Source organism: Anaerobacillus sp. QJM3NY_32 (assembly GCF_056173645.1).
In genome coordinates this window covers 3,361,769-3,381,161 of the sequence record NZ_CM149684.1, presented here as the reverse complement: position 1 = coordinate 3,381,161, position 19,393 = coordinate 3,361,769, and the positions used below count along the sequence as shown (strand labels likewise).

General features: G+C 40.8%; 20 protein-coding genes. 8 read left to right on the top strand and 12 right to left on the bottom strand.

The window, feature by feature from the left end; all coding sequences use genetic code 11:
• Window positions 1-12 precede the first annotated feature (12 nt).
• Window positions 13-495, bottom strand: a complete 483-nt coding sequence (locus tag AC0VYH_RS17535; RefSeq protein ID WP_194219610.1) for a divergent PAP2 family protein — start codon at window positions 493-495, stop codon at window positions 13-15.
• Window positions 496-854: 359 nt separating this feature from the next.
• On the opposite strand from AC0VYH_RS17535, the gene AC0VYH_RS17530 reads away from it, so the two are divergent.
• The 3 genes from AC0VYH_RS17530 (at window position 855) to AC0VYH_RS17520 (ending at window position 3,879) form a co-directional block, all read left to right on the top strand.
• Window positions 855-2,177, top strand: a complete 1,323-nt coding sequence (locus AC0VYH_RS17530; protein ID WP_475372836.1) for a Na+/H+ antiporter family protein — start codon at window positions 855-857, stop codon at window positions 2,175-2,177.
• 122 nt (window positions 2,178-2,299) lie between these two features.
• Window positions 2,300-2,896, top strand: coding sequence for a sulfite oxidase-like oxidoreductase (locus AC0VYH_RS17525; RefSeq protein ID WP_475372834.1), 597 nt, complete (start codon window positions 2,300-2,302; stop codon window positions 2,894-2,896).
• Between the two features lie 245 nt (window positions 2,897-3,141).
• Window positions 3,142-3,879 (top strand): STAS domain-containing protein, encoded by a 738-nt coding sequence (locus AC0VYH_RS17520; protein WP_430241742.1) that lies wholly within the window; start codon window positions 3,142-3,144, stop codon window positions 3,877-3,879.
• A 46-nt stretch (window positions 3,880-3,925) separates the two neighbouring features.
• On the opposite strand, the gene AC0VYH_RS17515 is transcribed toward AC0VYH_RS17520, so the two are convergent.
• Together AC0VYH_RS17515 and AC0VYH_RS17510 are read right to left on the bottom strand one after the other, a co-directional pair.
• The gene (locus AC0VYH_RS17515) at window positions 3,926-5,314 is read right to left on the bottom strand and encodes an N-acetylmuramoyl-L-alanine amidase (protein WP_475367883.1); all 1,389 of its coding nucleotides are present in this window, start codon (window positions 5,312-5,314) and stop codon (window positions 3,926-3,928) included.
• Between the two features lie 154 nt (window positions 5,315-5,468).
• On the bottom strand, window positions 5,469-6,053 hold the full coding sequence (locus AC0VYH_RS17510) for a YiiX/YebB-like N1pC/P60 family cysteine hydrolase (RefSeq protein ID WP_475367882.1): 585 nt from the start codon (window positions 6,051-6,053) through the stop codon (window positions 5,469-5,471).
• 168 nt (window positions 6,054-6,221) lie between these two features.
• On the opposite strand from AC0VYH_RS17510, the gene AC0VYH_RS17505 reads away from it, so the two are divergent.
• Window positions 6,222-6,941, top strand: coding sequence for a hypothetical protein (locus tag AC0VYH_RS17505; protein WP_475372833.1), 720 nt, complete (start codon window positions 6,222-6,224; stop codon window positions 6,939-6,941).
• A 22-nt stretch (window positions 6,942-6,963) separates the two neighbouring features.
• Here the strand turns inward: AC0VYH_RS17505 and modB are convergent, their stop codons facing one another.
• The 6 genes from modB to AC0VYH_RS17475 all read right to left on the bottom strand — a co-directional run bounded on the left by modB (window position 6,964) and on the right by AC0VYH_RS17475 (window position 11,898).
• Entirely contained in the window at window positions 6,964-7,623 is a 660-nt protein-coding gene (gene modB, locus AC0VYH_RS17500) for a molybdate ABC transporter permease subunit (protein WP_475372832.1), read from the bottom strand.
• The gene (gene modA / locus AC0VYH_RS17495) at window positions 7,616-8,374 is read right to left on the bottom strand and encodes a molybdate ABC transporter substrate-binding protein (RefSeq protein WP_475372831.1); all 759 of its coding nucleotides are present in this window, start codon (window positions 8,372-8,374) and stop codon (window positions 7,616-7,618) included. Before modA ends, modB begins: the two co-directional genes overlap by 8 nt.
• A 139-nt stretch (window positions 8,375-8,513) precedes the next feature.
• Window positions 8,514-9,395, bottom strand: a complete 882-nt coding sequence (locus tag AC0VYH_RS17490) for a vanadium-dependent haloperoxidase (RefSeq protein WP_475365718.1) — start codon at window positions 9,393-9,395, stop codon at window positions 8,514-8,516.
• Window positions 9,396-9,489: 94 nt separating this feature from the next.
• Window positions 9,490-10,128, bottom strand: a complete 639-nt coding sequence (locus tag AC0VYH_RS17485; protein WP_430241730.1) for a response regulator — start codon at window positions 10,126-10,128, stop codon at window positions 9,490-9,492.
• Window positions 10,115-11,161: a HAMP domain-containing sensor histidine kinase gene (locus tag AC0VYH_RS17480; RefSeq protein WP_430241729.1), complete on the bottom strand. Its 1,047-nt coding sequence runs from the start codon at window positions 11,159-11,161 to the stop codon at window positions 10,115-10,117. Before AC0VYH_RS17480 ends, AC0VYH_RS17485 begins: the two co-directional genes overlap by 14 nt.
• Window positions 11,162-11,178: 17 nt before the next feature.
• Window positions 11,179-11,898, bottom strand: coding sequence for a LiaF domain-containing protein (locus tag AC0VYH_RS17475; protein WP_475365716.1), 720 nt, complete (start codon window positions 11,896-11,898; stop codon window positions 11,179-11,181).
• 414 nt (window positions 11,899-12,312) lie between these two features.
• Here AC0VYH_RS17475 and AC0VYH_RS17470 point away from each other — a divergent pair, with 414 nt between their 5' ends.
• Window positions 12,313-12,642, top strand: coding sequence for a hypothetical protein (locus AC0VYH_RS17470; protein WP_430241725.1), 330 nt, complete (start codon window positions 12,313-12,315; stop codon window positions 12,640-12,642).
• 24 nt (window positions 12,643-12,666) lie between these two features.
• Here AC0VYH_RS17470 and AC0VYH_RS17465 read toward each other — a convergent pair whose 3' ends face one another.
• Complete coding sequence (locus AC0VYH_RS17465; protein ID WP_475365715.1) at window positions 12,667-13,494, bottom strand: alpha/beta fold hydrolase; 828 nt, start codon at window positions 13,492-13,494, stop codon at window positions 12,667-12,669.
• 202 nt (window positions 13,495-13,696) lie between these two features.
• Window positions 13,697-15,037, bottom strand: coding sequence for a sodium-dependent transporter (locus AC0VYH_RS17460; RefSeq protein WP_475367875.1), 1,341 nt, complete (start codon window positions 15,035-15,037; stop codon window positions 13,697-13,699).
• A 312-nt stretch (window positions 15,038-15,349) separates the two neighbouring features.
• On the opposite strand from AC0VYH_RS17460, the gene yugI reads away from it, so the two are divergent.
• Window positions 15,350-15,766, top strand: coding sequence for a S1 domain-containing post-transcriptional regulator GSP13 (yugI, locus tag AC0VYH_RS17455; RefSeq protein ID WP_098444801.1), 417 nt, complete (start codon window positions 15,350-15,352; stop codon window positions 15,764-15,766).
• Window positions 15,767-15,807: 41 nt separating this feature from the next.
• On the opposite strand, the gene AC0VYH_RS17450 is transcribed toward yugI, so the two are convergent.
• Window positions 15,808-16,038, bottom strand: a complete 231-nt coding sequence (locus tag AC0VYH_RS17450; RefSeq protein WP_194219039.1) for a DUF378 domain-containing protein — start codon at window positions 16,036-16,038, stop codon at window positions 15,808-15,810.
• Between the two features lie 309 nt (window positions 16,039-16,347).
• Here AC0VYH_RS17450 and AC0VYH_RS17445 point away from each other — a divergent pair, with 309 nt between their 5' ends.
• Together AC0VYH_RS17445 and AC0VYH_RS17440 are read left to right on the top strand one after the other, a co-directional pair.
• Window positions 16,348-17,511 (top strand): iron-containing alcohol dehydrogenase, encoded by a 1,164-nt coding sequence (locus AC0VYH_RS17445; RefSeq protein WP_404683130.1) that lies wholly within the window; start codon window positions 16,348-16,350, stop codon window positions 17,509-17,511.
• A gap of 387 nt (window positions 17,512-17,898) precedes the next feature.
• Entirely contained in the window at window positions 17,899-19,260 is a 1,362-nt protein-coding gene (locus AC0VYH_RS17440) for a glucose-6-phosphate isomerase (RefSeq protein ID WP_475372830.1), read from the top strand.
• Window positions 19,261-19,393: the final 133 nt, after the last annotated feature.

Here is a 19,393-nt window from a genome sequence, read left to right as displayed (position 1 = left end):
GTCCTCCTATATTTAAGCGATTTGAAAAGCATAGTATAAAATTAAAGTTGAAATAATTCCAAGCAAGCCACCAACGAGAACTTCGATTGGCTTATGCCCTAATAGCTCTTTTAATTCTTCAATTTTCTCTCGTTCTTGCTTTTGCTGCCAATTTTTCGCTTCAGAAACGAATCTATTGAAATTAAGAACAAGCTGGTTTAGTACAATGGCTTGCTCTCCTGTTTGTCTGCGAACACCGGTTGAATCAAACATCACAATAATGCTGAACATCGCTGCTACGGCAAATATAGGAGAATCAAGGCCAGTCTCAAGTGCAACTCCAGTCGCTAAAGCTGTCGTAGCGGCGGAATGAGAGCTTGGCATGCCGCCTGTTGCGTTGAAGAGGGACCAATTAATTTGTTTCGTTGCAATAAAATAAATCGGTACTTTCAGAAACTGGGCAAATACAACGCCAAATAGCGCTGCCCAAAGGGGGAAATTTAGCAAAATATCCATGAGTGACAACATCTTCCTTTCTAAACTGTTCCTACTGAATGGTGTACCCGAAGAAATTTACTTTCAATCGAGTGAATGATTGAAGTAATGGAGATCGGTTGAGGATAAACTTTCAAGTCTTTGCTCATTTGGTGGTTCAATTCAATCTTAGGGGATGAAATCCTTACCTAACTTCCATTTAAAACAAGGAATATAATACATGGAATTGTCAGTCTATTATACCATATTCCTGTGAAGTTGTGATTTGACACATGGTAAGGTGGGGAAGCACCAGCGTCTTCCATTGACACGATTTCTCTTTCGTGTTAACTTATTAGTGATTTACCAAACTAAAGGATCAATTGAAAGGTTGTTACGTTATGAATGCCGTTATTCTTGCAGTTCTCATCATGCTAGGGCTAAGCCTTTTTCGTATACATGTTGTCATTGCGCTTGTTATTGGAGCAATCGCCGGTGGTTTATTAGGAGGACTTTCTCTTAATGATACAATCGAAGCGTTTAGTTCAGGACTTGGAGGAGGAGCGACTGTTGCATTGAGCTATGCGTTGCTTGGTAGCTTTGCTGTAGGTCTTACTCGCACTGGACTTCCTGAATTAATTGTTGAGCGTGCTCTAAAGATGGTTAATCGTCGTGGAGGAGATCGGAAGAAGGGACTTGCTAAAGTTCTTATTCTCTTTGTCATTCTTCTCATCTCATGTTTCTCTCAGAACCTAGTGCCTGTTCACATTGCGTTCATTCCTATTCTTATCCCACCTATTCTTCAGGTGTTAAATGAACTTGGAATGGATCGTAGAGCGGTAGCAGCTGTTCTTACTTTTGGACTAACCGCACCATACATTCTGTTACCGGCTGGTTTCGGTAAAATATTTCACGAAATTCTTCAGTCGAATATGGCTGATAGTGGCATGGAAATTGAACTTTCCTCTATACCGACAGCTATGCTATTGCCAACAGCAGGTCTCGTGGTTGGTCTCCTTATTGCGGTCTTCTTTTCATACCGCAAGCCAAGGACATATAAACAGCTATCTATTGCTCAGGAAGATACATCTGAGACATATAGTTATTCAAATCGCTCCATCCTATTTGCCATTTTATCTGTTGTCGTTACCCTTGCTGTTCAGATTCCAACTGAATCAATGATTCTAGGCGCACTTTCAGGTATTATCGTCCTTTATATTACGGGGAGCATTCGATTGGCTGAATCTGAAGCGATTTTAACAGACGGTATGAAAATGATGGCATTCATTGGTTTTGTGATGCTTGCAGCGAATGGGTTCGCTGAAGTTCTAAGACAAACGGGTGAAGTTCAATCGCTTGTAACACAAGCATCCGGATTAATAGGCGATAATAAAGCGCTAGCGGCTCTTTTGATGTTAATCGTCGGATTGTTTATTACGATGGGAATCGGATCATCATTCTCAACCATTCCAATTATTGCGGCGATTTATGTTCCACTTGCTATGGAATTAGGATTTAGCCCAATGGCAACAATTGCGCTTGTCGGAACTGCCGCCGCCCTCGGAGATGCGGGTTCTCCTGCATCAGATAGTACATTAGGCCCTACATCAGGACTAAATGCAGATGGTCAGCATAATCACATTTGGGATACGGTTGTCCCAACGTTCTTACACTATAATATCCCGCTTATCTTATTTGGCTGGATTGCAGCTATGATCTTTTAACTAAGAAAAACATGGAGAGTGCTCTCCGTGTTTTTCTTTCTGCTTATTATAGAGCATTCTATAAAAGAAGGGTCGGTATATTCTGTTACACTAAATAAAACAGCTATGAAATGAGGTGGCGTATGTACTTTGGTAAAGTAAAGGAGCAAAACAGCGATCGTGTTCCTCCTAATCAACGCGTAACGAAGGGATGGCCAGTTCTACACGTTGGTGACGTGCCATATTATGAAAAAGATCTTTCAAATTGGGATTTAAGAATAGGAGGCCTCGTTGAGCGCCCTACGGTTCTAACCTTTGAACAGCTAATGGCTCTACCTGAGACGTCACAAACAAATGATATTCACTGTGTGACAGGCTGGTCGAAGTTTGATAATGAATGGGAAGGCATTGCAACACGGACGATAGCAGATCATGTAGGCATTCGAAAGGAAGCTAGGTTTGTTATGTTAGAGGCAGAAGAAGGATGGACTACGAATCTTCCGCTTGAAGATTTTCTTGCAGAATCGAGCCTTCTTGCTTACAAACATAACGGGAAAATGTTAACCCCAGAACACGGCTATCCGATCAGAATGGTAGTGCCCCATCTGTATTTCTGGAAAAGTGCGAAATGGATTCGCGCAATTAAATTTCGGTCAGAAAATCAGCAGGGCTTTTGGGAACGGAATGGTTATCATATGTATGGTGACCCGTGGAAAGAACAGCGATTTGCTTGGGATTGAAAACTGCCATTTTGGCAGTTTTTTTGTTCAGAAAGTAACTAGATATGGTGAGAGTTTTGTAGTAGACAAAACGATTCGTTTACAAAAACAGGGAAATGAAGATGGGTGTAGAATTTAGATAGTTATAATAAATAGGAATGGGAAAGCTTGAAGCCCTATAATAGACTGACAGAGATGTAATGGACGAATTGAGTAGCCGATCTTCTCCTTTTGTTTTATGAGCCTGATCTAATAGGAGTGATATAGTGAGTATAGTACAGGATCATATATTGAATCATATATCATGTGGTATTTTAGCGATCGACTTAGATTTTCGCATCATACACATTAACGAAGTAGCGGAAAAGATCCTAAAAGTTAAGCGTGAAGATGTGTTAGGGGAAAATGTATACGAAGTTTTCCCCTTAGCGCCAGAAGAAGTGCGCCATGTGGAGCGGACGATTGAAACGGGAGAAGAGTTTTTCATTGAAGCTATGCCGTATAGCTGGGGAGTTTATAACCTGTATTTAACCATTCAAACAAGGGTTTTACGAGAATCTGATAAAATGTATGGAGCAATGGTAGAATTCCGGGATATGACTCATTTGTATGAAAAACAAGAAGAACTGATTGATCGCATGGAGAACATGGCAGTGAACGTAATCCCTCTTATGGATCAACTGGGATTATTACCTCTTCAACCTGTTGTGGAAGAAGTAGGTTTTCAATTCCTTCTTGATATAGGACTTCAAAAAGTAGCTGATATGAAGGTGAATACACTTATTATCGATTTATCGTCTGTTACCTCTCTCAATCAAGAGTTTTCTGAAATGATGTTAAAGTTATGCGGCTCATTGAACCTCCTTGGGGTGGATATCATGATTACTGGGGTACGTGCAGAAACGGCGATAAAGTGGATTTCATCAGGAACGGATTACATAAAAACAACCTATCATCCACACGTACAGGCTGCTATTTCAAAGTATAAGAATAGCCGGTTATAGAAAAAGAGCGTTCTCCTAAAGCGGGGAACGCTCTTTCATCTAAATGTTAAATTTCAAGGTTTTTGAGTGTCGTTTGCAATGTTGCCTGTTCTTTTTCAAGTTTGACTAATGCCGATTCGAGCATTTTTTTGTACAAAGAGAGAATGAGCTCACCGTAATTGGAACCAGGAACAGCCCACTTTCCATTCAATGCCTGCCATGTTGTGGCAGAGCCACGTGTCACAAGATCGAATCTTGGATCAACTTTTTCGTCCCATGCCGGAAGAGGAGATGTGGAAGCATATGCATAGAGGTGTTGGATATGAGCAAGAACGCCAGTCGAAGCATTTGGAAAGGTGGCACCTGCTGCTCCGCCTCCGGTCGCTCCAATTCCCGCGAAATTATTTTGCTCTGGTTTCACATCGCCAGTAAAACGAAAGAAATTTGTTTCGTGAAGTGCTTGAGCATAAGCAATATCACCGCGAATGGAATATTTCTTACTATGGGCCAAATATAGGGCAGCAAGATCTGGTGCTCCAGGATTAATGGTTCTTGTATAAGCATCCATTTGCTCAGCTGATAAGACCGCATTGCCCTGTATTTTATAACCTTTGTCTGGAACCGGCACCGGGTCCGGTTCCACCACGGGAGGGTTTCCTTTTTCAACTAGTATAAATGTTTCTATACCTGCTTTGTTTAATTTTTCTGCTAAGACTTCTGCATTTTCTTTTTCCTTAAATGCGCCTACTTGAATGCGGTAGATTGTTTCCTTGTTGACGACAGTGGTGGCTATAAAACCCCCAAAGCCTTTTTGAATTAACATGTTCAGATAGGTTTCTGCATTTTCTCGCTTGCTAAAAGCTCCCGCAATCACTTTATATAAAGTGCCATCGACCGGCTTAGGTTTTAACGGAAGTTTCATGGCGCTTGCAGTTGCATCAGCAATGACAGTCGATATGTCTGTCATAAATGCAGGGTTGGTGAGGAGTTTAAGGTCTTTTTCACTATCAACAAATAACACTTCAATAAGCAATGCATTCATTTTCGTTTCGCGTAAGACATGAAAGTTGGCGCGTTTTTTTCCGCGATCCAAGATATTGTATTTCTTTAATATGTCGGTTGAAATTTTGTTGTGGATAGTCGATTGTAGTTGGACGGTTTCATTTGGAACAGTGCCATTAAAGATATATGTTTCAAACCCGCTCCCACCTGCAGCATTATGGTGAATGCTAAGGTAGAAATCAGCTTTGATCGCATTTGCAAAATTTGTTCTAGGTTTTAAGTCAATGGTTTTATCGGATTCGCGTGTTAATGCCACTTCTACTTCGTATTTTGAAAATAAACGATCTCTTACCATACGAGCAATAGCAAGGTTGAAATTTTTCTCTTGATAATTTTTATACGTTGCACCAGGGTCTGTACCACCGTGCCCTGGATCAATTATGATTAACGTCAAGTGACTCCCTCCATCATTGTCGGATACTATTAGTATATTTATACCAATTCAATCTGTCTGGACAAACCGTACAATTAGGAGGAGTTTCTTGAAAATAGGCTTTTTACCACAGTAAATAGTGTAACTGTTCAATAAAAAATCATAGTGGCTCATGTTACGGAGTGAGTTTATATAGTGGTTGAACAGCTGGATCACTTGCAATATGCTCTGGATAAATGAAGCCTCGGCCATCGTCTGAGAAAGAGATGCCTGCTTTTTGGAAACACTCCTGAATAAACTCTGAACAGATGTATTTATCATTTGGTATCGATTCAAGGTCGCCAATCACGACGCTTGCCAGGATTTTAAGGATTTCTTCTATGTCATAAAGCTTACCTGTTAGATCAGCGCCTCTTCTTAGCATTGCATTACGCTTACTTTCGTCTAAGTTCTTTGTGAGAGAATGCCTTGCAAGATAAAGCTTTCCTTTGTATGGATGACCTGAATTGCGATAGTCCTGGAAATAATGAGATAGCGGTACGATGCGTACACCGTAACTTTCCACGCTTTCTAACATCATAATGCGATCCATCCACCGAAATAAAAGAGCAACGTGACTGAATTGGGATTTGGATACGTTCTGAATGATTTTACTAACTGGGTACGAGCCACTACAAAGGAGAAGGTCGCCTGTTTGAATGTCATTTCGAGCAGATCGGTAGTTTTTGACGGTTAAGTTAACGTAACGGTTTGCTGACATGATGAACCTCCTATAAATGAGCCTACTCTTGTAGTTAGATACATAAACCATTTCTCCTTCTTTTTACCATTGGAACGGTAGGACCAAAACAGTTTCGAGATAATAGTGAAGAAAATGGTTGTATTTGCTGAACAAATAATCCTATAGTTAATTGTGAGGTGAATGAGGATGGATTTCTTAAAAGCAGTGGTGGTTATCGCATTTCTTCTTATGACGGCTAATATCATTAAACCCTTTGTAACATCTTCTAGAAAAAGAGCAGCAATGTTTGCCGGCTTTTGGCTATTGCTATACATAGTCGTCTGGGGCGTTCCGACCTTTGGCGGTGCGCCAACTGATGAAGCGATCGGGAATGGAAATGAATCATCAGGAAACAGTCAGCAAAATGAGGATGAAGTCCCGAATGATGTGAAGGAAGAAGAAGCTCAGATTGAAGAAGAGATTGATTTTGAACCTTCATCGATTGAATTGATTGTAAATGCTCCGGAGTTACTAGGTTTATCACGTGAGGAATTTTTATCGAACTTCCCTAAGAGCGTTGAGCCAGATCGCAAGGATCCAATGAAAATGACATTTGAAAATGGTGAAGTTATTTTCAAAGATAATGTTGCCGTTGAGATGAATTATTTTCCAGAAGGGTTACGTTACCTTGAGGATAATCGCCTTCTCCTCGCGAGTTTAGGTTTTGAAGTGGAAGAGGTTAGAATAGGGTCGAATCCATTTGAGAAGCCTGTAACGATCTATCTTATAGAAGGTTTTACTGATGTGACGATTTATGGAACGGAAGGTAAGAGTGAAGCCCCTTCCATTGAGAAAATTCATTTGCGGAAAGAATTTTATCCAGCATCGTTAGAGCCTGAGGAAGAAGAAAGGAATACGGAAGAGTAAAAAACTCGCGTAAGCGAGTTTTTTATATTTTAACCGCTACTCGGTAAGATAAAAAAAGCATGATCGTTGAGATGGTGATAGTTACGATTACCCAGGACCAAGCAAGTGTCATTTGACCAGAGTCAATGGCAACATAAATAGCCGTGGGCATGGTCTGTGTTTTTCCAGGTAGGTTTCCGGCGAACATTAAAGTCGCTCCAAATTCCCCAAGTGCACGAGCAAAGCTTAAGATAATCCCAGAGATAAGAGCGTTTGAAGCAAGTGGAATTGAGATGACTCTTAGAACCGTCCATTTTCCTGCTCCATCTACCCGTGCCGCATCCTCAATATCACGATCTATTGATTCAAAACCGACTTTAGCTGATTGATACATGAGCGGGAATGCAACGACACTTGCCGCGACAACACCTGCTTGCCACGTGAAAACGAGTGAGTGCTCGAAGATTGTCTCAATCCACTGACCAATTGGACTTGAAGCGCCAAAGAGGACGAGTAGAATAAAGCCAACAACCGAAGGAGGCAGCACAAGCGGGAGCATTATAACGGTGTCGATCAAACTTTTCCCGCGAAAATTCTTTCCTGCCATTAGGTGACTAATGATAATACCGAGGACTGTCACGATGATACTTGCGACGAGAGAGATTTTAAGTGAAATTAGTATGGGATCAAGGAATTCAGTCATTTGCAGTCACGTCACTTTGGAAACCATAGGATTCAAAAATCGCTAATGCTTCATCGCTTTGTAAGAATGTGAAATAGTCACTGGCTCCTTCGTTAGCTCCTTTGACGATCCCGGCAGGATAAATGATCGGTGAATACGATTGGGTAGGTACATCTTCTACCAAGGTTACTTTGCTAGAAGAGCGATAGTCGGTTTCATAAACAATACCTGCATCGGCATTACCTGTTTCAACGTAAGTCAGAACCTGTCGCACATCTTTACTGAAGATTAGCTGATCTTCTAGCTTGTCCCACTTGTTTGCGTATTGCAGCGCTTCTTTTGCATAGGCTCCAGCTGGGACCGTTTCAGGCGTTCCGATCGCTAAGCGACCTTCATGACTTTCATCTAATTGGTCAAAGCTACTCAATTTAGATGATTGGCTTTTAATTAGAACGAGTTTATTTCGCAGTAAATTTGTTTCGATTTCAAGCAGGTCTTCCTTTTTAATTTCATCGAAATAAGACTCTGATGCAGAGAAGTAGACATCTATAGGTGCGCCTTGCTTAATCTGATTGGCTAGAACACCGGATGATGCAAGATTTAGTATGATTTCTGTATCAGGATGTTCTTGTTCATAAAGAGAATTTAACTCTTTCATCGCATCACTTAAACTAGCCGCTGCGGCAACCGTTATATTGGCTGTTTCATCATTGCTTGATTGACATCCTGCAATGGAGAACACCATAAGGATAAGAAGTAGTAAATGCTTCATATGTAAGATCCTTTCATCTGCTAATCTTCCATCTATTATAACGAAACTTCCTCTATTTGTACGGTAAGAAGACATAGAAAAATTGAATCACTTTATGATTTATCGCAAAGTGATCCAATTCAAATGTGGGATAGAATCGTTAAAAAAAGAGTTTTGGTTTAGGTTGTTTTGTATTACTTCGCACAAAAGGATTTTTAGTTGAAGAATCACATTTCGAATCGAATGGATACTCAATTGCCTGCTTGTATGGCGGAGGTGCTAATTTAGCGTGATGACTTTCTCGGTATGGTACATCAATTGTTTGCCCACGAACATTATCTTGACTTTCTAACTCAGCAGCGACGATGGAACCTATTTGTTTTCCGAGGCGAAGTCCTTCTTCATTATCAACTGGGAAGTGCACTCCAGCATAGAGTCGTGAGTCAGCGCACTCTTTCGCGAGTTCTCTTAATCGTTCTTGCTCTGCAGGAAAGAAATAAGAAAGAATTTCTGCTGTAGCTGCTCCTACCGTTGCATGTCCTGATGGATAGGTGGGATGTCTTGGGGTACAGAGCAGGGATTTGAAATCGTGATCCAGTTGATTTGGTCTTGCAACATTCCAACGGTATTTTAAATACCAGGCCGTTGTAAAAGCATCATTCATGCCGGTTGCTACGCCTGCAAGAATTCTTGCTGCTCGAGGTGCTGTTACGTTGTACGTATCAATTAACTTATCAATAATCGGAGTCCATTGTTTACTGGCTACACCAGTCCCCCAATATTCAGCTAAAGTGGCTTGCTTCGGATTAAGGTCTTTCTGTGCATGTTTGACCTTTTTTAACTCACTGTCCCAATCGATCGATGCTGGTGGCTTGATGTCCAGTCGAAAGGGTCTTCCGCTTAATGTGGTAAAACGCCCTGGTGGTTTATTACGGATATAATAATCCGGCCATGATCCAGCGTAAGGTTCTTCTGGATTATGAGGCGGCTCGTTTTCACCTGCATACGGAAGCTCTGACCATTTTTTATAATTCTCTGCCATAGCTAGTTCCTCCTTCAATCACTACTCCCTATAGTAAATGCGAGGCAGTTAAGAGGGGTGCTAAACTAAAAGGCATATTCTAGAAGGTTACGTGTTAACGAACCATGCCGTTTCTTATCGCATAAACTGCAGCCTGAGTTCGATCATTGACACCGAGTTTCCCCAAAATATTACTTACATGTGTTTTCACTGTTTTTAATCCAATGTATAGTTCTTCGGCAATTTGATTATTTGTTTTTCCTTCGCCTATTAATAGCAGAACTTCTTTTTCGCGTTTTGTTAGATCATCATGCAAAGACTTCTTTTGATTTGAGCGTAATTGGTTCATCATTTTTTGAGCGACCTTCTGTTCGATTACGCTTTCATCCTGAACAGCCTTACGAATGGTCGAGATAATTTCATCAGCAGAAGCTGTTTTTAGAAGGTAGCTAAAGGCACCTGCTTCAATCGCAGGAAACACCTGCTCATCATCATAGAAACTTGTTATGATAATGATCTTTGCATTTGGCCTCAGGGTCATGATTTCTTTTGTTGCCTCAATGCCCGTCATCTCTGGCATAATAAGATCCATTAAGATCACATCAGGATCCATTTCATTCACTAGAGTGACAGCTTCCTTACCATTAGAAGCTTCGCCTACGATTTGAAAATCTGGTTCTGTCAGAAGGTAAGCTTTCAATCCTTTTCGGACCATATCGTGGTCATCAACAATCATCATCTTAATCTCTGGCATCGTTCAAACCCTCCAACGGCACACGTACTTCAACCAGGGTTCCTTCACCAGCGCGAGAAGAGATGCGGAACTGTCCGCCGATTTCATCGCATCGCTCTTGCATAGAACCTAGTCCGTATGCTCCTTTTTTGTTTTCATTCATTTCAAACCCTTTTCCATTATCTTTTATATGTAATAAAAACTGGTTTTTCTTAAGCTTAACAGTAATTCGAATTACAGATGCTTCAGCATGCCGGAGTGCATTCCCGAGGCTTTCTTGAACGATTCGGAATAAATTCTCTTCAATTCCGTTAGAAAGGTCGGGAAGATCATTTAGTGTGACGTGAAAGGTAACCCCGGATTTTTTTTCTAACTCATCGACAAGCTTTCTCACCCCTTCGCATAATGAATCTTCAGATAGGTGAATCGGACGGAGGTGGAGTAGAAGTGCTCTCATTTCAACTTGTGCTTTACTTGCGAGATCTGCGACATCCAACATTTGTGATTTAGCGGTTTCAATATCTCGATCCATCATCTTTATGGAAGCAGAAGACATCATATTTAGCGCGAAAAGCTGTTGACTGACAGCATCATGAAGGTCTCTTGCAAGTCGTTGACGTTCCTCGATAATGGCTGCTCCTCTTGCTTTCTCAGCTAAATCCGCTTTTTGGTTAACTAAATTCTGTAGAGAGGTTACTTGCTTCTGAAGCTTATCAGCCAGTTCGTTTAATTCATTACTAATCCGACCAATTTCATCTTTGTCTGTCATTTCCATTTTTTCAGTGAACTTGCCTCTCGAAAGAATGATGATTTGGGTGGAGATATCTTCAAGTCGATTTCTGATGGAGAGTGTATCTTTATAGCTGAAATAGCTTCCTAACAGAACCACAAGAAGCATGACTAAAAGCGGTGATAGTAAACTGAATAGCACAGATACGGCATTAGGCTGGAAAAACAGTGCAATTTGGATAACTAGGAAATAAAGAACCCCGGTAAATAAAGCAGTATAAAGAAGCGACTTGAGTAATTTCCATCTGAGCGTTGATTTATTCACATCTATGGCACCTTTCTCTAAATCCGATCAACTCGTAAATCAAGTACGGAGAAGTCAAGATAGAATACGATTCGTTGGAGAGCGTCATCGAAATCGTCTGTTTTGTAAGTTAAGCCGTGACCTTTTCCGACGTTGTCCTGATTATGCTGATCAATTGTAGCCGAAAGTACATGGGCTGTGCCGTCAATCTTAAATGGGATATCATCTGGGAAAATAATATTAATATCTCCAACAAATCCTGATAGCGTAATGACGGTTTCTTCCTCTGGGATAAGAGTCGTTGAAAAATCGAAGTTATAATCGCACACAAAACTCCAATCATTCATCGTATGCACCTGCCAATTTGGCTTATTATAGGAATGGTCTTTCACGAGACTGAATCCCTGGCTTTTTCGAAATTTCCCCAGGAACTTAAAACCAATCATTACGAATATAAGCGGCCATAGTTTCCAAATACTCCAGAAACTAAAGTCAATTACCTCCAAACGATCAAGGATCAGAAGTAGTCCAAAGGTGAGTAGTAGCACACCGGTTGTCCATTTCTTCCTTCTCGTTGAAGGTAAGAGGGCATCAAAAAGGTACTTTCCACCGAGCAGAAACAACAAGAAGGGATAAAAAAAGACAATTGCCTCCGTCATTTCCATGGAAATAATGCCGATATTTATAAGAAGAAGAAAGATTCCGAGAGCAACGAAAAAAATCGCGGCGAGGAATCGTCCAGTTTGTATACGTTTCATCTAATCTCCTCAATTCATTCTGTCTCCTATACATGAACATATTTGACAGTTGATAGCTTGTTTCCTGCAATAACACTGGATCGTCACTTGAAGTAACTTGAATCTGGAAGAATATATTTCCTTTTAGGGAAATAGTGTGGTGTAATGGTTTGTTTTGATACTAGTTTCCAAATACGATCGCGGTTACAATAGTGAAATATTAATAAGTGTTATCAATTCGTCTCTATCTAGAGTGTATAGGAATATGTGAGGGAATTGGAGTTTCTTACGATTGAACTTTTCTCAGTCTTAAGGCTGAATTTTCATGTTAAAATGGAATCGTTTAGTGGAAAGTATGAAAGAAGAGAAGGATGAAGCGTTTCGAACTCGAATAGATGTAAGAAGAGTATGGTTCAAAATGAGAGAGGGAATAAAATGAAACAAAAGCGCATGTTTAAACTGGCCGTTGCTGGATGTGTTCTAGGCATTATCGCAGCAGTGCTCTCAAGGTTTAATGTGATACCTCTAATTCAAGTCAAAGATATTTCGTTTTTAACTGCTTTTATTTTTCCAGCGTTTGCTGTACTAGGTTGTTATTTTGTGAAAACAAGACCTATTGTAGGAGGGTTTAGTCTCCTCGTTTCAGCAGCAGGAGGAATTATTTTTCTATCGGTTTTTTATATTATCCCAGCAGCTTTTCTCGTAACTTCAGGATTTTTAAGTATTTTATTAAAAGAAGAACCACAATTAGTCGCAAACAAATAACCGCTCTCCAAGGTGCGGTTTTTGTTATGTTTGTAGGAATTGGTGAATGGCTTGTGACACTTCCACAGGCCTTTCTTCTGGGATAAGGTGTCCGGTATGAGAGAGGATAAGAAGATCTGCATCTGGCAGGTCTTTTTTCATGCGTTCACCTACGCGTATAGGTACAAGACGGTCGTCGGTTCCCCAAATTAAGAGGATAGGGAAATTAATTTTATTTAATGTGCTCGTAGATAAATCCTCTTCTCGATCTCGTATGAGGCGAGAAAGTGCAAGAAAGAAACCTTTTTCATTAAAACTCGATGTGTAGCCATCGATGACTTCCTGCGTGAGAAGCTTATGGTCATAAACGAGATGTTCGAAATTCTTTCTTAAATTGATGGCACTCATTGAGAAGCTAAGACAAAACGGAAAAAAAGGGAGATAAGAGCATAATCGAATACCTAATGAAGAAGATTTAATATAGCTTGAGCTACATAGGAGAATGAGCTTTTCAATCCGTTCTGGGTGTTGAATACACGCGCGAAGGGCAATTTGTCCTCCCATTGAATGTCCAATCAAGATAGCTTTTGAAATTTGCATCCGTTCAAGAAGTCGGTTTGTAAGAGCAGCATACTCATGAAGCGAATAATGGATATCACAGTTCTTTTCGCTCTCGCCGAAGCCTGGTAAATCAAAGCACAATAAGTGATAGTTCTTTTTAAGAAGGGGAAGAAGCTTACGAAAACTAAAGGAAGAAGAAAGGAAGCCATGAATGAAGACAAGTGTATGGACATGAGGGTTAGTATGTTTGTAATACTCATATGCCAACGTCACGTTGTCGATTTGTATCCGTTCCTTACTTGGGATAGACACGGTTTCATCACCTCTCCTCCATTCGCTATTTAAAGTTTGGCTTACTTAGTCATACTTTATCCTACTCTTATAAAGTTGAAGGGCCGAATGAGAAGACAAAAAAAGAGACGAGGCGTTGGCCTCGTCTTCAAAAGGGGGAATATAGATAGCTTACTACTCCTGTTATTCCCACTTTAGAAAAAGAATATACATATAAAAGAAATTAATATGAAAGTAAAGATGTAACGAGGACAATTGTGATGGCAGCTGGGACAAAGTAACGAATTAAACCATACCAGAGTGGGAAAATGACCCGCCCTATTTTAGAAGACATCATCACTTCGTCAGCTAATATTTCTTTCTTCATCTTCCGAGAAACGAAAATAGAGATAAGAAGGGCACCGATAGGCATTAATAAGTTACTTGCCAGAAAGTCCATCGTATCAAAAATTGTTCTGCCAAATATGGATATGTCTCCAAGGACACCAAATGACAAAGCGGAAGGGATCCCGAGTAAGAATACGCAGAATCCTGCGATCCAGGAAACTTTCTTACGATTTCCTTTACCGCGCGTTACTGTAGAAACAATGATTTCCATCAAGGAAAAAGCTGATGTTAACGTTGCAAATAGCAAAAGCGCTAGAAAAACTGTGAAAAACAAACCGCCAAATGCCATTTGATTAAAAACAGCAGGAAGAACAGTGAAAATAAGTCCAGGTCCTTCTGTCGGTTCAAATCCAAATGCAAAAACAGCAGGGAAGATGGCAAGTCCAGCTAGAAATGAGATTAACACGTTCAGGCTAACGACTGATACTACAGATCCAGTTAAATCAGCTTTTCTATCAAGGTAAGAGCTGTACGTAACCATTAAGGAGATCCCGACGCTGAGCGCAAAGAACGATTGGCCAAGGGCATCAAGAACACCTTCTGCTGATAACATAGAGAAATCAGGCTTTAAAAAGAAGGAGACCCCTTCCATTGCGCCATCAAGAGAAAGCGAACGCGCAACAAGCACAAGAAAAAGAATAAAGAGAGCTGGCATCATATAACGGCTTGCTGTTTCGATCCCTTTTTGAATACCGAATTGCACAATGGCTACTGTTATCGCTAGGAAAAGAGCCTGTGTGAGAAGAGCGGTTGAAGGACTTCCAATGACTTCCCCAAACAACTCTTCGTAACGGCTATTTTGAAGTCCTGTAAGTGACCCCGAGAAGCTTCTTGTTAAGTACGTAATCACCCATCCTCCAATGACACTATAGAAGGAAAGAATAATGAAGGAGGCGATAACGCCTAGATAACCAAGCCATTTCCAGCTTGCTTTCCCGGAAATGGATTCATAAGAAGAAACGGCATTTTGCTGTGAGTGTCTCCCAACAACAAATTCCGCAAGAAGCATTGGCGCACCGACTAAAACAGTGAAAAGAAGAAAAATAAGGAAAAATGCTGCTCCACCATTTGTACCCGCCATATATGGAAATTTCCACAGTGCACCAAGCCCGATAGCTGATCCAGCTGAAGCCAAAATAAATCCGAATCTTGACGACCATTGATCATTTGATTTCATCTTGTCACCTCATACAATATAGTAAGTCCAATTGAATGGCATTTTATCACTATAGCGAGCGGAAAGAATTCAGTCAATATCAAATATTCATGTATTTATTTACCACACGCTATAAACCTTGATATTACTGAAGTACCAGCCATTCCCTCTGTTTATTTTAATTTGAAAGTAAATGCTTTATAATACATTCTTGTCTTGCTATTCCTTCAATAGAAAGGTATGATTCTTAGAAAAGGCTAGTATGATGTTTTGTCTAGATTAGAAATCTATGTTATACTAGTAAAGTTGAAAAAATTTGTTAGGAGTGTTTTCATGGCAGAGCAATATAACGTCGGTGATATCGTTGAAGGGAAGGTAACTGGTATTAAGCCTTTTGGTGCTTTCGTTGCAATTGACGACCAAAAGCAAGGACTAGTTCACATTTCTGAAATCTCTCACGGGTACGTAAAAAATATCGAAGATCAACTTACTGTAGGAGACGAAGTTAAGGTTAAAATCCTTAACATTGAAGAAGGTTCCGGTAAAATCTCTCTTTCAATCCGTGCTACTCAGCCTAAACCTGAGCGTCCGGAAAGAAAGCCTCGCCCGGCAGCACCGAGCGGCGGAAACAAGAAACCACAACAAACTTCTTCTCCACAAGGCTTCAACACGCTTGAAGATAAGCTTAAAGACTGGTTGAAAGAATCTAACGACCGTCAAGCTCAATTGAACAAGCGTCTGAAGAAGTAAGTAATGACGAAAGAAGGCAGCCGCGGCTGCCTTCTTTTTTTTTATGTTGTTGCGCGATCGGGATCATGTGAAAGCTCTTCTGTAGGTTTGAAAAGTAATGTTAGGCAATATAGCCCACTTAGCCCAACTAGGCCATAGACAATTCGAGCAAGTGCAGCATTTTGTCCACCGAAAATTGCCGCGACAAGGTCAAATTGGAAAAATCCAATGAGGCCCCAGTTGACCGCTCCGATGATCACTAACGCAAGAGCAAATCGTTGTAATGTGCTCATAAGAATACCTCCTTTTATTAGGAAACATAATGATTCTTCTATAAGATGATTAAAACTTCACCAAATTATACATAGCGGCTCCACTTAATTCCTATAAGCAGATTGCTTTATTTTAATAATTGATTGAGGCATAATAAAATGGAACTTCCATCAAAGCTATTTATTTCTGATGGTTAGTTGCACGAATCAATCCTTTTGGTGGTCATTTACTCTCACCTAAATTTCTTGCATTACTAAAGATAAAGGGTGAGTTTTTATTGCGCCTAAAAGCGAAGTTAAACGTGATTTGAATTAAAGGAGGACATAACATTGAATAATTTTACTTTCCAAAATCCAACAAAATTGATCTTCGGTAAAGGGCAGCTAGAAGCGCTCAAAACTGAAGTGCCACAATACGGAAAAAGAGTCCTCGTTGTTTATGGCGGAGGAAGCATCAAGAAAAATGGTGTTTACGATAGCGTAATGAACACATTAAACGAAATCGGTGCTGAAGTATTTGAACTTAGCGGCGTTGAACCAAACCCACGCCTAACAACTGTTCATAAAGGTGTCGATATTTGTAAAGAAAACAACATTGATTTCATCCTAGCAGTAGGTGGCGGTAGTGTTATTGACTGCACAAAAGCTATTTCTGCAGGTGCTAAATATGATGGAGACGCTTGGGACTTCGTAACGAAAAAAGCATTCCCTGAAGCAGCTCTTCCATTCGGTACAGTTCTAACGCTAGCAGCAACTGGTTCAGAAATGAACCCAGGTTCTGTTATCACAAACTGGGATACACAAGAGAAATACGGTTGGGGACATCCACTTGTACACCCGAAATTTTCTATTCTAGATCCTGAGAATACGTACACAGTGCCAAAAAACCATACAGTTTACGGCATGGTGGACATGATGTCTCACGTACTTGAACAGTACCTTCACCCTGAATCAAATACAGAGCTACAAGAAAATATGCAGTTCTCTGTTCTTGAAACAGTGATGAACACAGCTCCAAAACTTCTTGAAGATATGCAAAACTACGACCACCGTGCAACAATCATGTTGAGTGGTACAGTAGCGCTCAACCAATCTCTACAGATGGGTGTTCGCGGCGACTGGGCTTCTCACAACATTGAACACGCGGTATCAGCTGTTTATGATATTCCACACGCTGGTGGCCTTGCAATTCTCTTCCCGAACTTAATGAAACACAACCTTGACGTGAACGTTGATAAGTTCAAGCGTCTTGCTGTCAAAGTTCTTGGCGTAAGCGAAGAAGGTAAATCAGATCGCGATGTTGCGCTTGAAGGTATCGACAAGCTAAGTGCGTTCTGGAGCAGCCTTGGTGCACCAAACCGTCTTGCTGATTACGACATTGACGATAGCCAGCTTGATCTTATCGCTGACCGTGCGATGGCTAATGGGGCGTTTGGTAATTTCAAATCCCTTGAGCGCGACGACGTGATGGCGATTTTGAAGGCTTCTCTATAAGGTGAAATGATAGGACCGTTCCGTTTTGGAGCGGTTCTTTTTGTTGTGTTGTTTAGCTGGGGATGATTTTTAGCTCATTTTCGCAATGTGTGAGGGAGGCGGTTAGTACAAATGAATTTGTCCACCGCCTCCCTCACACATTGCGACCTTTAAGCTCCGCTTAAAGGCGATTGCAACTCTGGTTTCAATCGAATGAGCTAAAAATCGAGCATCTCACATTGTTGCTCCAAGAGAAATATAGTTCAAGTTCTAAAGAGCTCAAGTAACTTTAAAAAGAAATCTCTCCAGGTAATCGCTTACATGGGTCGGTGTTCTTGATTTCGAATGGGTCTTGGGCTAAAGTAAAACGTGAGTGAAGAACAAAAAAATGATAATTGGAGGCTAATTATGACTTCAAAAGTAAGTTTTGATTATTCAAAAGCATTGTCGTTTGTTGGCGAACATGAAGTAACATACATGGCGGATGCAGTGAAGGCTGCACACGATGCGCTACATAATGGAACAGGGGCTGGCAACGATTTTCTTGGCTGGCTAACGCTTCCACATGATTATGATAAAGAAGAATTCTCACGCATTCAGAAATCTGCTGAGAAAATCAAATCAGATTCTGACGTGCTTCTTGTTGTTGGTATCGGTGGTTCTTATTTAGGTGCTCGTGCAGCAATCGAAATGCTGAACCATTCTTTCTATAACGTTCTAACAAAAGAAGAGCGCAAAACACCACAAGTTTTCTTCGTAGGTAACAACATTAGCTCAACTTATGTACAGGACCTCTTCAGCGTACTTGAAGGCAAAGACGTTTCCGTGAACGTCATTTCAAAATCTGGTACAACGACAGAGCCTGCAATTGCGTTCCGTATTTTCCGTAAATTCCTTGAAGAAAAATACGGCGTAGAAGAAGCTCGTCGTCGCATCTATGCGACTACTGACAAGTCAAAAGGTGCTCTTAAAACACTAGCTGACGAAGAAGGATACGAAAGCTTCGTGATTCCTGATGATGTTGGTGGACGTTATTCTGTTCTTACAGCTGTTGGACTTCTTCCAATCGCAGCAAGCGGAATATCCATTGAAGAGATGATGAAAGGTGCTCAAGATGCACAAGATGACTTGAACACATCTGACATTGAATCTAACCAGGCTTATCAGTATGCAACGGTTCGTAATGCCCTTTACAACAAAGGCAAGAACATCGAGCTTCTAGTGAACTATGAGCCATCTCTACACTATTTCTCTGAGTGGTGGAAACAGCTCTTTGGCGAAAGTGAAGGTAAAGACAACAAAGGTCTTTATCCAGCATCCGTTGATTTCTCAACAGATCTTCACTCCATGGGTCAATATGTTCAAGACGGCCGTCGTAGCCTGTTTGAAACAGTATTGAACGTTGGGAAAGCGCGTCATGAGATCACAATCGAAGAAGACGACAAGAACCTAGACAAGCTGAACTACCTTGCTGGTGAAACAATGGACTTTGTTAACCAGAAAGCATTCGAAGGTACAATGCTTGCTCATACAGATGGTGATGTTCCGAACTTGATTGTGAACATCCCTGAAATGACGCCTTACCACTTCGGTTACCTTGCTTATTTCTTTGAAAAAGCATGTGCTGTTTCCGGTTACCTACTTGGCGTGAATCCATTCGATCAGCCAGGAGTAGAAGCATACAAAACAAACATGTTTGCGCTTCTTGGTAAACCAGGATTCGAAAAAGAAAAAGCTGAGCTTGAGGATCGCCTTAAGACAAACGAATAGAACGAACAAGAGAGAGTGCCTCGGCGCTCTCTTTTTTTATTCAAAGATAAGTAAGAATGAAATTCAGTGAAGTCTAGCTCCAGCACTTGTCGGAACTAATCGAGCGCTTGCGCTTTTTTATTCATGAAATCTC

Excerpts from the sequence above, each read along its gene's own strand:
- AC0VYH_RS17460 (WP_475367875.1), bottom strand. The coding sequence starts at position 15,037 with ATGAAATCAAATGATCAATGGTCGTCAAGATTCGGATTTATTTTGGCT.
- modB (WP_475372832.1), bottom strand. The coding sequence starts at position 7,623 with ATGACTGAATTCCTTGATCCCATACTAATTTCACTTAAAATCTCTCTC.
- AC0VYH_RS17505 (WP_475372833.1), top strand. The coding sequence starts at position 6,222 with ATGGATTTCTTAAAAGCAGTGGTGGTTATCGCATTTCTTCTTATGACG.
- AC0VYH_RS17490 (WP_475365718.1), bottom strand. The coding sequence starts at position 9,395 with ATGGCAGAGAATTATAAAAAATGGTCAGAGCTTCCGTATGCAGGTGAA.
- AC0VYH_RS17450 (WP_194219039.1), bottom strand. The coding sequence starts at position 16,038 with ATGAGCACATTACAACGATTTGCTCTTGCGTTAGTGATCATCGGAGCG.
- AC0VYH_RS17485 (WP_430241730.1), bottom strand. The coding sequence starts at position 10,128 with ATGCCAGAGATTAAGATGATGATTGTTGATGACCACGATATGGTCCGA.
- AC0VYH_RS17470 (WP_430241725.1), top strand. The coding sequence starts at position 12,313 with ATGAAACAAAAGCGCATGTTTAAACTGGCCGTTGCTGGATGTGTTCTA.
- AC0VYH_RS17440 (WP_475372830.1), top strand. The coding sequence starts at position 17,899 with ATGACTTCAAAAGTAAGTTTTGATTATTCAAAAGCATTGTCGTTTGTT.
- AC0VYH_RS17475 (WP_475365716.1), bottom strand. The coding sequence starts at position 11,898 with ATGAAACGTATACAAACTGGACGATTCCTCGCCGCGATTTTTTTCGTT.
- AC0VYH_RS17525 (WP_475372834.1), top strand. The coding sequence starts at position 2,300 with ATGTACTTTGGTAAAGTAAAGGAGCAAAACAGCGATCGTGTTCCTCCT.
- modA (WP_475372831.1), bottom strand. The coding sequence starts at position 8,374 with ATGAAGCATTTACTACTTCTTATCCTTATGGTGTTCTCCATTGCAGGA.
- AC0VYH_RS17530 (WP_475372836.1), top strand. The coding sequence starts at position 855 with ATGAATGCCGTTATTCTTGCAGTTCTCATCATGCTAGGGCTAAGCCTT.
- yugI (WP_098444801.1), top strand. The coding sequence starts at position 15,350 with ATGGCAGAGCAATATAACGTCGGTGATATCGTTGAAGGGAAGGTAACT.
- AC0VYH_RS17535 (WP_194219610.1), bottom strand. The coding sequence starts at position 495 with ATGGATATTTTGCTAAATTTCCCCCTTTGGGCAGCGCTATTTGGCGTT.
- AC0VYH_RS17510 (WP_475367882.1), bottom strand. The coding sequence starts at position 6,053 with ATGTCAGCAAACCGTTACGTTAACTTAACCGTCAAAAACTACCGATCT.